10 protein-coding genes are annotated in these 11,314 nt (G+C 56.3%); 5 read left to right on the top strand and 5 right to left on the bottom strand.

What is annotated here, in order from left to right; genetic code table 11:
* Positions 1 to 1,211 (bottom strand): acyltransferase (locus DDA93_RS15340; protein ID WP_133185567.1); only part of this gene is annotated, 1,211 nt, incomplete at its 3' end.
* A 410-nt stretch (positions 1,212 to 1,621) separates the two neighbouring features.
* Between DDA93_RS15340 and DDA93_RS15335 the strand changes: the two genes are divergently transcribed.
* The 5 genes from DDA93_RS15335 (at position 1,622) to DDA93_RS16385 (ending at position 5,080) form a co-directional block, all read left to right on the top strand.
* Positions 1,622 to 2,188, top strand: a complete 567-nt coding sequence (locus DDA93_RS15335) for a type 1 glutamine amidotransferase domain-containing protein (protein ID WP_116779229.1) — start codon at positions 1,622 to 1,624, stop codon at positions 2,186 to 2,188.
* 202 nt (positions 2,189 to 2,390) lie between these two features.
* The gene (locus DDA93_RS15330) at positions 2,391 to 3,494 is read left to right on the top strand and encodes an acyltransferase (protein WP_116779228.1); all 1,104 of its coding nucleotides are present in this window, start codon (positions 2,391 to 2,393) and stop codon (positions 3,492 to 3,494) included.
* 246 nt (positions 3,495 to 3,740) lie between these two features.
* On the top strand, positions 3,741 to 4,100 hold the full coding sequence (locus tag DDA93_RS15325) for a hypothetical protein (protein WP_243400664.1): 360 nt from the start codon (positions 3,741 to 3,743) through the stop codon (positions 4,098 to 4,100).
* Complete coding sequence (locus tag DDA93_RS15320; RefSeq protein WP_243400663.1) at positions 4,093 to 4,905, top strand: class E sortase; 813 nt, start codon at positions 4,093 to 4,095, stop codon at positions 4,903 to 4,905. The genes DDA93_RS15325 and DDA93_RS15320 overlap by 8 nt, the downstream gene beginning before the upstream one ends.
* 4 nt (positions 4,906 to 4,909) lie before the next feature.
* The gene (locus tag DDA93_RS16385; RefSeq protein ID WP_165802657.1) at positions 4,910 to 5,080 is read left to right on the top strand and encodes a hypothetical protein; all 171 of its coding nucleotides are present in this window, start codon (positions 4,910 to 4,912) and stop codon (positions 5,078 to 5,080) included.
* Between the two features lie 129 nt (positions 5,081 to 5,209).
* On the opposite strand, the gene DDA93_RS15315 is transcribed toward DDA93_RS16385, so the two are convergent.
* The 4 genes from DDA93_RS15315 to DDA93_RS15300 all read right to left on the bottom strand — a co-directional run bounded on the left by DDA93_RS15315 (position 5,210) and on the right by DDA93_RS15300 (position 11,033).
* On the bottom strand, positions 5,210 to 5,884 hold the full coding sequence (locus DDA93_RS15315; RefSeq protein WP_116779227.1) for an LPXTG cell wall anchor domain-containing protein: 675 nt from the start codon (positions 5,882 to 5,884) through the stop codon (positions 5,210 to 5,212).
* A 243-nt stretch (positions 5,885 to 6,127) separates the two neighbouring features.
* Entirely contained in the window at positions 6,128 to 8,035 is a 1,908-nt protein-coding gene (locus DDA93_RS16915; protein WP_243400662.1) for a DUF4012 domain-containing protein, read from the bottom strand.
* A 44-nt stretch (positions 8,036 to 8,079) separates the two neighbouring features.
* Entirely contained in the window at positions 8,080 to 9,489 is a 1,410-nt protein-coding gene (locus tag DDA93_RS15305) for a sugar transferase (protein WP_243400665.1), read from the bottom strand.
* 62 nt (positions 9,490 to 9,551) lie between these two features.
* Positions 9,552 to 11,033: a polysaccharide biosynthesis tyrosine autokinase gene (locus DDA93_RS15300; RefSeq protein ID WP_116779226.1), complete on the bottom strand. Its 1,482-nt coding sequence runs from the start codon at positions 11,031 to 11,033 to the stop codon at positions 9,552 to 9,554.
* Between the last annotated feature and the right edge of the window lie 281 nt (positions 11,034 to 11,314).

The raw sequence follows: 11,314 nt of genomic DNA, 5'->3' as shown, positions 1-11,314 counted from the left end.
AGCCCGATCAGTGTGACTGTGAAGCCCAACATGAGTTTTGAGGATTCACCGGAGTAGTAGCCCTTGAGGTTGAGGATCCAATCTTGGGCTGGCTTCTCCACATATTGGGTACTCAGCCAAGCAGGGATGAGGGCGAGCAGGATGATCACCAGGCCGGCTGTGGAATCGTAGCCGCCGATGAGCGCCCCGATAATGACCAGCATGGGCCAATGCCACAAGTAGAGGCTGTAGGAGATTTCGCCTACCTGAACCATCGGCCAACGGTTCAAGACTAGGCCCGCTCCGCGGTTGCCCCCGGCACTCCCTCCCCATAGGACGGCAGCGGCTCCGAGGGTTGGCAAAAGAGCGGTGTAGCTGGGAAACGGGGTTGCTTCGGTGTAGAGAATCGCTGCAGTAAGAATGGCTGCCAGTCCGAGCCAGGAGAGAATTCCCCCGGCGAGGCGCGACGGTTTCGCTGCTTTGCTAGTCCAAATCGCGAGACCTGCCCCAATCGCAAGTTCCCACATACGTGTTGTCGTTACGAAGTAGGCTCCGCCAGGGTTTTCCGCCGTGTAATAGATCGACCAGATGAACGACGGCACAGCAACCAAAACTAGCGCGGCCAGCAACCCTCGCTGGAGACGGAAATTTAGGGTCAAGCTAAGCCAGCCCACAAACATGAGAAGGAGCGGCCACACGATGTAAAACTGTTCTTCGACCGCAAGTGACCAAAAATGCTGAAGTGGGCTCGGTGCTTGATCCTGAGCTAGGTAGTCAACGGAACTTTGCGCGAACAGCCAATTCACCACGTAGGTCCCGCTGGCCAAAGCATCAATTCCGACTTGGATCCATCGCGTAGGCGGTAGAAGCAACCATGTCGCGACGACAGTCACGATGAGGGTGAGTGTTGCAGCAGGGAGGATTCGTGCCATTCGCCGAATGTAGAACTGCTTGAGAGAGATCCTCCCGTCGCGCTGAAGTTCCCGGACAATTCCCGCGGTGATCAGAAAGCCGGAAATAACGAAGAACACGTCGACGCCAACAAAACCTCCTGGCATCCACGGCATGCCAGCATGATAGAGCAGGACAACGCCGACGGCGACCGCCCTCAACCCTTGAACATCCGGTCGATAATGTTTCGACTTCGTGGCGAGATCCGTTCTCTTGCGAGGCTGTCGGCGGAGTGAAGCAATAGCCAAGGATTTACCCCCATACGAGACCGAAGAATGCATCTGAGCATTCTTCGGTTCATCGTACCGCGCACCACATAAGCCTGGCCTCGTGTCAGGCTGCTTTGAGCGGCGCCTGAGGTGGATCGGATGGGTTCATGTACATTTTTGGACAGCCACAGCACATCAACCCGTGATGCATGCCCACCTTGCCTCTACTCTCTATCGGGTGTCCACTCTCACGATCCGGCGCCCACAGAAAATATGTGTAGGTATGATGGCCATGAATGCACCGCCTGATGTTCGCGATAGACGGGCCTTAGTCCTGGATAATGGGATCTGCCCGCCGCATCAGGGGTGCATAACGCGATAGTCTGGTTGTTATCCCGAAACGTTTAGTCAGGTTGCTTATTACTCCGTGGATTCCTAGTGTTGAAGGGTAAGTCTTCGACATTCTGACCATAGGAGGAAGCATGTCCACTCATGACATTTCAGGCAAAAAGGTAGCGTTTCTGTTGACCGACGGCGTTGAGCAGATTGAGCTCACCAGCCCGTGGGAAGCGGTCAAGCAGGCCGGGGGAGAGCCCGTACTGGTCGCTCCGGGCTCCGGTACTCTTCAGGGCTTCAACGGCACGGACAAGGGCGATACCTTCACTATTGATCTTGCGGTCGCTGATGCCAACGCTGATGACTTCCACGCCCTGGTTCTGCCAGGCGGAGTAGTCAACGCGGATCACCTGCGCGTCGACAAGGACGCTCAGGCATTCGCGAAGGCTTTCTTCGCTCAGCACAAGCCCGTAGCGGCCATCTGCCACGCGCCGTGGCTGCTCATCGAAGCCGGTGTGGTCGGCGGACGGGACATGACGTCCTATCACACGCTGCAGACAGACCTCCGTAACGCCGGGGCCAACTGGAGTGATGAAGAGGTCGTTACCGACCAGGGCTTCGTCACGAGCCGTACGCCTGACGATCTACCGGCGTTCAACGACAAGATGATCGAAGAGATCGCCGAAGGCGAGCACGAGGGGCAGACAGCCTGATTTCACGCTGCTAGACGATGATCTGAGGGGCCGTGGGAAACCACCGGCCCCTCTTTGCGTCCTGAGACAAGACGCTAGGTGTGCGGTGCTGGTTCTGTAGGTGCGAATCGACTGTTTTGGGGTATCTCAGTTGTGCAGAACCGTGGCCTACTCGCGGAGTCGCCCGGTACAGTCCGGGGAAATCGATTACCTGGGGGATCACATGTCGGCACCTGCCGTACCGTTGAACGCTGCCAACCGTTACGCACACATCGACGCCATGCGGGCTTTCGCCGTCATGTTGGTGGTGATCGCCCACGCCGGGTATGGGGGAGTGATACCCGGGGGAAGCGGAGTAACGATCTTTTTTTCTATTTCCGGGTTCATCATCACCTACCTCCTCCTCAAGGAACGGGATAAGACCGGAGGATTCTCCGCAAGCGGTTTCTACTTCCGCCGGGCTTTGAAGATCATGCCGCCGCTTCTCATCGCGATCATCCTGCCCACACTGATCCACGCCCGCTGGGCGAACATCCAGTGGACGGACTTTCTAGCGCAGGTATTCTTCCTCTTCAACTGGCTCAAGGCCCGCGGCGACAGCATCGAGGTATTGCCTGGCACCGAAGTGGTGTGGAGTCTGTCCATCGAAGAGCAGTTCTACATTGTGTTTGCCCTTGTTTGGCTGTTGGCTGTGCGAACTCGCCACTGGCGAGCGGTGATCACCGGCCTCGCAGTCCTGGGGGTGGTGTACTCGACGGTCAGCCGGATGATCTTCGCATCACTCCCCGACATGGGCGATCGGATCTATTACGGCTCTGACACGCGGCTGGACGGGATCGCCATGGGGGTGCTCACCGCGATCGGCTACCACTACTGGCAGTCGCGCGAAGGATCGCTGCTGACAGCATCGCCCCTCCTTGGGCGAGATAGCATTCTTGTGGCCGCGGTGCTGCTGTATCTGGTCAGTCTCCTGATTCGCGATGAGTGGTTCAGGGATACCCTGCGCTTCTCCGTCCAAAGCATCGCCGCGTGCGCTGTCATCGTGTACGGGCTGCTACCCGGCAACGGACGCCTTCGGGGCCCGTTCATCGCAGTGTCGCAATGGAGAGTTGTGTCGCTGCTCGGTCTGGCGAGCTACAGCATCTACCTGGTGCACTTCGTAGTCGCCAAATTCATTCGCGAGTTCTTCACCCTGCCCGCCGACATCGAGGGCGCCCTCTCGATTGGACTAGGGACGGGCCTCGGAATCATGCTGTACGAACTGGTCGAAGTGCCGGTCCGCCAATACGGCCAAGCGATTCGCAAACGCCAGGAAGTCCTCGCCTGACCACCAAGTTGCGTGCAGGTTGGTGTCGATTACCCCGGGTAGGATGGGATTCAACGTCAGCAAGCCGAGGGGAGTCAAGCGATGCCGCGTGCAGTCAACAGCGCCGCAGCCCAGAACCCTCGACGAATCCGGAGGATTCTGATCGCCGCTACCGGCCTTATGGTGCTGACCGGATGCACTGGGCCGGCGGTGACTACCCCAGTGGTCTCGGACGATCCCTCGTTATCCACTGCGATAGAACCTACGGTGCAGGCTTCCGCTAGCCCTGGCATTGCGGTCCCCGAAACAGGTGAGGTGGAAGCGACTTCCGACACCGAAGCGTTGCAAGCGACCGTCAACGCAGCGCTCAGTGGCCTAGCGAAGACGTCCTCCCAGCCGAGCCGCGAACAGATTCGGGACACGTTGGTCGCCCAAGGCATTGCGCCAGAAGAGGTTGAGATCTCGGCAAGTACCACTCCCACGGGACTCGCCGCTGACGCTATCCAGGCAGGAGTGCGCAACCGCGAGGACTGCGTCATGGCCTACATTCGTGATGGAGCTGTTTCAAGCACTGTTCTACCGCTACTGACGAACGGGCTCTGCTTCTTAGGTAGCGATCGTGGATAGTAGCGACACCCCGCGCCGTGCGCGACGGCGGCCCAAGACCAAAGCCCGAAAGATCACCTTCCTGGGTGTTTTCGGGGAACTCCTGATGACGTTCGGTCTATTGGCCGCGCTTTTCGTCGTGTGGGAGTTTTGGTGGACCGGGGTGGAGGCAGACGCGGTCCAGGATCAGGCTGTTAACCAATTTATTCAGGAGATCAGCCCCACGACGCCAACTGACCAGGAACCTGCGCCGGCGGATCCTGAGGAAAACCTTGGTGATTCGGAAGATCCCGAAGACTTTGGGACCATTCCAGTGGCCGGTGACCCCGCTCCTGGCCAGACCTTCGGGATCGTCTACATTCCGAGGTTCGGAGAGGATTACACCCGGCCGCTGGCAGAGGGAACAGGAAGGAACGTTCTGGACACTCTGGGCCTCGGGCGGTACCCATCATCCGGAATGCCGGGAGAGGTGGGCAACTTCGCGGTCGCAGGGCACCGTCAAACCTACGGTGCGGTGCTGGACAATATTCATACCCTGGTCCCAGGGGACAAGATCTATGTCCAAACCGCTGACGGCTTCTACACGTACGTGTATCGCAACACGGAGATCGTGCTCCCTGCTCGTGCGGATGTGCTGTTGCCAGTGCCTACAGAGCCCGATGCGGTCCCCGAGGAGAGGATTTTGACGCTGACCAGTTGCAATCCGATGTTTGGTGAGCAGGAGCGCATTATCGCGTACTCGACGCTCGATTCGTGGCAGCCACTTTCAGCTGGTGCACCGGATGAGATTGCTGACCAGGTAGCTGCCCTACTGGAAGAAGGCTAAGGCGATGTACGGTTGGCTGTTCAGGCATCTCCCGGGTCCTTTGTGGGCACGAATCATCATCGCTCTTGCCCTCATTGCCGGCATCGTGATTCTACTGTTCCGGGTCATTTTTCCCTGGTTCTCAGATATTTTGGAACTTTCTGATCCGACAATCGGCACCCTGATCCGTCTGTAGGTCATCGAAAGGTAGTTGGTACTTCGAGATTGATGGTGGGAGTTCGTTTATAAAACGGTCAACCAATTTGAGCACAGAAAAGCCCGGTGAGTATATTTCACCGGGCTTTTCTGTTGTGCGAAGTGCAGGTTACGCTTCTGCGCCTGCGCGACGACGTGCTACGAAGATGCTACCAGCGCCAAGGCCGAGAGCGCCGATGCCTGCAGCACCCCAGAGGAGCATTGCGGAATCGATACCAGTGTTGGCGAGGCCGCCTTCTGCTGCAGCGGTCCCGGTGGTGGTGCCGCCGGTTGTTCCGCCGGAGACGGTGCCCCCGGTGGTCCCACCCGGAGTTGTGCCGCCGCCAACTGCGTACTGAGCGTCGACAACAACAGTCGAGACTGCGGTGAAGCCGGACTCGCGTCCTGTCGCAGTGAGAGTATAGACACCCTCGTCTTCAGGAAGGACCACTGAAGAAGAGAAGTTTCCGTTGGCGTCGACGGTCGCTGTGCCAGCGTTGATCACGCGGCTCAGAACGAGGGGGCCGCCGCGTGACGCGGAGAATCCACCTGCTCCTGCGCTCGACGCTGATGGTGTGCCTGAGAGCGTTGCGGTGATGTCAACGATTTCACCCGGGGTGAATTCGCCACCGGTGTAGCTGAACACAACAGCTTCACCCGGTGCAACGGTTCCGCTGCTTACAGTTGTTTCGGCTGGATTGCTAACGTATGCAGGAACAGTAATAGGGCCGATTGCCTGGGCGGCGCCGGCTCCAGCGAAGGTGAGCAACCCGGCAATAGCCAGGACAGAGGTGGTTTTTTTCATAGCGGTCTCCCCAATGGAATGTTTGTCAAGCTTGAAGTGGAAGGACTGTCTATCACCGACCGCCCAGACCTCACTACCAATACCATATAGGACTGACCGCCAATTACTCGCATCGGTGTGTGTCTTACTGGTTCTGGATGAGGAGGCTACCTAGAAACTATCAGGTCGGCACGGACAAAAATAGAAAACAGAGCGTTTGATCCTTAATGTAACGCAGTGTTAATCCAAAGCCTTGTTCCGAAGCTACCGGCACAACTCAGCGGGAAGCCGAACCTCAGAGTTGTCTTGGATCGTAGGCGTCACCTTTAGAAACGGCTCTGACTCTTGAACCACCTGAGAGAAATCCATCTCAATAGTCGCTGTTTCACCGGGACCTATCTCGGTAGTGAGGACCCCGACGGGCCGCTGGCCGTGCAGGAACGCACCTAGCGGAACATTCTCCCCATCGATTCTGGCACTCTGAAGTAGCGCTTGTGTAGGACCGTAGGCGATGGTGTTTGTGCGGACGTTGCCGGGAGCGACCCCATATATACCGCCTCCAGTTACGTAGGGCGGGAGGACGTTGCCTGCGTCTATCGGGGCAGTGTTAGTTAGGGAAACCCTCACCGTGTACTCAGAATAGCCTTCCTCATTATTGCAGTGCTGTTGAAGCTGAACCGTCCTACGTGTGTAGTAATCCATCTTTGCACCGGTCCCATCATTGAAATACACACCAAAAGATGTGCCTCCAACCGATGCTCCGGTCACCTCACCGGAAAGTCGGCTGGTGGCGATGAGGTTTTGTTCTGCATCCAAGCTCGACCATAGGTATAAGCGATCTTGTTCCGCACTGGTGATCAGGGCTCGAATAAGCTGGCCACTGTCACCCTGCCCAGCGGCTATCGCTTCAAAGATCCTCGCAGCTACCGCGGCGAAGTAGGCATCCTGAACGACGGGTTCTTTCACCTGCGCGTATACAGCTGAAAGCAAGGTGGATAGAACGTTCTCCGATGTTAGGGATGAGGGTAATGACGCGTCACTCACTGCAGAGCTCACTGCCGGGTTTGCAAAGTCACCAAGATCGACTGGGCCGGTAGCCCTAAGAATATTGGACAGAACTACTGGATCTATGGCAATAACTCCATCGATTGGAGGTCCGCCTCGTCGTTGCTCCCACATTTCTTTGGCTGTCGCCGCAGCAGTTGGGAAATCCGGGGTCAGATTGACGCTCTGAATATAAGCACCCATGCGGAATGAATAGATGGCCTCCTGCTGGGAGTCTGTTTCGAGGGCCGGTTCAAACAGATCAATGTCAGACGAGCTGGCTTGGCTCGTTAGGCTGATTCCACCATCGTCAGCCGTAATAATTGCGAGCGCACCTGGGATGCCGCCAGTAGCCCTTATTTCGGCGCTGTTCTGAATGAGTACGAGATAATTCCGAGGTTCTTGATCTCCAAGCATTGCTGGCAGAAGCTGGGCGGCACGTGATGCGCTTGCCAAGGGGCCGCGCACATCGCCGAGCGCGTCGACCGCATCTCCGAGAGGATCAGATACCTGAGCAACCAATGTCGATCTATCAATCGATCGTAGACGCTCGTAAGACAGGTCAACCGTGTTTGAGGCTGAAGCGAGAGTCGGTGAAACCTCGCGAAGTGGGCCTACGTCTATCCGCCCGTCGACGGGAGTGAGCGCAGCCCAGTCCATGGTCTCGACTTTATTCCACATAGGTGTCACGGCGCGGCTGATCACATCATCAGCTGATACTGACACTTCAGTTATAGCTGAAAAATTTGCCCCCACGAATGGGACAAATGCTGCAGCTTTCCATATGGGATCTGAAGCTGCACTACGCGCTGCTGACGTGTTAACTTCGAGCTCATCGATTGTGTCCCGGGCCCCTCGGGTGTCCTGCTCCATCACTTGGTCCTGCAGCGTTGAGACTAGCGCCATGCTCGATTCTAGGTTGTGCTTTATTTGAAGTCCCCGAAACACTAGCCAGCTGCTGGCTAGTGTGAGTAGAAGTATCGCTATACCAAGCCAGAAGTAAATGCGTCGGGGTTCGAAGCGTCTCTTCCGCCTGTGTGGCAGCGAGGAAGGTTCGCGTTCGGAATTTGGATCGTTTCGATAACTTCCCGTTTCCGGGCGGGATGAACCATCATCGGACAGAGTCACAAGCGGGTCCTTACTCGGAGGTACATTCGGGGCAGTGTTTTGCTCTAAACCGCGCCTTGGCTGGCAAACACTGCCTTAAAGGTTTTGAAGAGGATCACTATGTCTTGGATCAGAGACCAGTTTTCTACGTAGTACAGATCGAGCTGAATGGACTCTTCCCACGATAGGTTTGAGCGACCACTTACCTGCCATAGGCCGCTCATGCCTGGGCTGACATAGAGCCTTCGGTGAGCATCATCATCGTAGAGGGCTACTTCGCCCGCCCGCTGAGGTCGTGGGCCAACCAAGCTCATGCTCCCCCGAAGTACATTTATAAGCTGCGGGAGCTCATCCAGCGAATACTTTCGTAGCACTCGCCCTACAGAAGTGATGCGTGGATCATCATTTACTTTGAACAGTGGCTTGCCTGAAGACCCCTGTGAGGCGAGCAAGGTTGACAGCTGGTCATCAGCCTTTTCAATCATTGAGCGAAATTTGTACATGCGGAATTTCTCCCCTTTGATGCCAATGCGCTCCTGAGCATAAAAGACCGGTCCCGGGCTGCTCGACTTGACGAGTATGCTCACGGCGAGGAGCAATGGGGATAGACAAATCAGCAGTGCCGAACTCCCGGTTATATCGAAGAGTCGCTTGAGCGCTCGCGAAGCACCCGTAAGTTTCGGGGTCGATACATGAACCAGGGGTAAACCTGCTACAGGCTGTGTGTGAATTCGAGGTCCCGCGACGTCGGTAAGGGCAGGCGCTAGGATCAATCGGGTTTCCCTGGCAGCCAGAGCCCAACCCAGGCGTCGAAGAACACCGGGATCGATATTCGATCCCGCCGATATAGCCACTGAATCTGCCCGAGACGCATCCAGTGCGTCAATGACTGATTGAACGTCGGGTGCGTTGCCAACAACAGGAACATCCAGATTTATCTCTAACGAAGGATTCGCACCCGTAATGTGGGCAGCCACTGGTGTATAGCCAGCAAGAGGCATTCGTCTGAGAGAAGTGATGAGATGGTCCGCTGCGCTCGATCCACCTACGATCAGCACCCGCGAGGAGCTCATGCCTCGCCGCCTTTCTGCGCACAATGCCTGACGAACCATCCACCTCGCAACCAGGAGGCCTATGACCCCCGCGGGAAGCGCGAGTCCGACATATCCGCGCGCTGTATCATATCGAAACGCATACGAGAATATTGCGACTAGACCGAATAGCCATAGGGACGCGGCAAATACTCGTCTGTACTCCTCCGCGCCAGACCCGAGAACCCTGGGAACCCTCGAATCCCATGCACCCAGCATCACCCACCAAGCGACACTAATCACTACTGTGAATATCGCATAGGTAGTTACTGGTGCAGCGTCGGCATCATCAATTAGTCCAAACCGGATGAGAAGTGCCCCCGAGGTGGCCCACAGAACAACGATAGCATCGATAGCCGACAACTTTCGTGGATACCGCTTCATCCAGTCGCCGCTCATAGACGGCAGTTTGTCTCTATCCATTATTGATGCCTTCTGGGCCATTACTAACGAGAAGTTCTACGAGAGTTTTGCTTGGTCTGGAGCCCAAGAATTTCATCGAAAGATTCGCGTGATGCTGATGCCGTGATTTTGGGTTGACTTCCGTCATCGTCAGGCGACAAATGAGAGTCTTGGGATGACGTATATGAATAGTAACTATATGAATATGCGTCCGGTCCCTTTGCTGGCAGTAGGTTCATGACCACACCTAGCAGATCGGCATCGACCATTTCCAGGTTCTTTAGAGATTTCTCTAGGTCAGGCAACCTCACTTTGGATGACCCGACTACAAGTACCACTCCGCCCACTTGCTGGGCTAGTACAGCAGCGTCGGTCACCGGAAGCAAGGGGGGTGCGTCGATGATGACCGAGTCGAAGTTCTCTTCCAACTGCGTGATGAGCTTTTTCATCGCGGCAGATCCAAGGAGCTCACTGGGGTTGGGAGGAATCTGTCCCGAGGTTAAAACATATAGCTCATCTTTACCCCAGGGTTGCAGCAGATCCTCCAGATCAGCCCGCCCGATTAGTGCCGTTGTCAGGCCAGCGTTGCGCTCTAGTCCGAGGTACTCGTCGACGCGCGGCCTTCGAAGATCCGCGTCAACTAGGGCCACCGATTGGCCGCTCTGAGCGATTGCTATCGCGAGATTGACGGCTGTCGTGCTTTTTCCTTCACCTGGCAATGAAGAAGTTATGAGCACGGCCTTCGCAGAATGGCTCACATGAGCAAACTGCATGTTGGTTCGAATTTGGCGAAATGATTCGGCACGGGGGCTCTGCGAAGCCGCTTGTGTCAGAAGAGGCTTTTTCGTGGCATCGGAGTCGAATGATATGCCGCCTAACAGCGGGGCATCCGACACACGGCGGAGGTCGGACTCGCCACGCACTCGCGTATCTAGTGTTGTGCGGAGTACTGAAGCAATTGCGCCGCTCGCCAGGCCGATAAGTAGACCAAGCGCAACAAATAGCCGCGTGTTGGGCGCGGATGGCTCTGAGGGAGCCGCTGAAGGTGTGATGACTGAAAGCTTTACCGGCGAGTTGCCTCCATCAGTAGGGGTTTCCAATACCTCGACTGATTCGACCAGACTGTCCGCCGTTGCCTGTGCAATTGCCGCCGCTTGGACCGGCGAGTTGTCGTTCGCTGAGATTGTGATAATCACGGTGTTAATGTCCGCCGTTGCAGTCACGTTATCTGCTAAAGCACTAGGACTGACATCCAAGTCGAGGTTGTCAATAACCGGTTGCAGCACCAATGGAGTAGTGACTGTCTCGACGTAGGAGAGCACTCGTGCTTGCGTGAAACTGTTTCCCTGTTGGAGATCTTGCACGCTCCCAGAATTATCAAGCGCGACAAACAGCTTTGTTTCAGCCGTGTAGGTCGGCCGCAGCGCGAGCGAAATAGCGGCTCCGATAAGTACCCCAACGAGCGAGCATGCGGTGATCAGTAGCCAATTTCGCCGCAGGACCCGTACATAATCTCTTAGCTCCAAAGGAGGCCTCTCTACACGCTTGTTTTATACCGGTGGCCGCTAGCGCAGCTCATCCAGGTGGCGGATGCTTCGTGCATAGTCTAGCCGCGCGTTGAAGGGTCCTGATCTTCTGTCATTTTCCGATGAGGTTCCACCGGCAACTTGGGGGACGCAACGGCTATGCCGGGGATAGTCCTATCTAGGTAGGTTCGATTGCCCACGACTCTTCGCAGGGCGAACCGTCGTAGGTTTGGGTCGCCCGTCCTGCAATCCAGTATGAAGAATCTGTCTTTACCAGATGA

The sequence above is a fragment of the Arthrobacter sp. Bz4 genome, from assembly GCF_003075455.1.
Lineage (GTDB): Bacteria > Actinomycetota > Actinomycetes > Actinomycetales > Micrococcaceae > Arthrobacter_D.
The sequence above is the reverse complement of the archived record's forward strand: the minus strand, read 5'-3'. Positions and strand labels throughout refer to the sequence as shown.

Bases quoted from the DNA above. Each gene is read 5' to 3' on its own strand.
- DDA93_RS15335 (WP_116779229.1), top strand. From the start codon at position 1,622: ATGTCCACTCATGACATTTCAGGCAAAAAGGTAGCGTTTCTGTTGACC.
- DDA93_RS15330 (WP_116779228.1), top strand. From the start codon at position 2,391: ATGTCGGCACCTGCCGTACCGTTGAACGCTGCCAACCGTTACGCACAC.
- DDA93_RS16385 (WP_165802657.1), top strand. From the start codon at position 4,910: ATGTACGGTTGGCTGTTCAGGCATCTCCCGGGTCCTTTGTGGGCACGA.
- DDA93_RS15315 (WP_116779227.1), bottom strand. From the start codon at position 5,884: ATGAAAAAAACCACCTCTGTCCTGGCTATTGCCGGGTTGCTCACCTTC.
- DDA93_RS15305 (WP_243400665.1), bottom strand. From the start codon at position 9,489: ATGAAGCGGTATCCACGAAAGTTGTCGGCTATCGATGCTATCGTTGTT.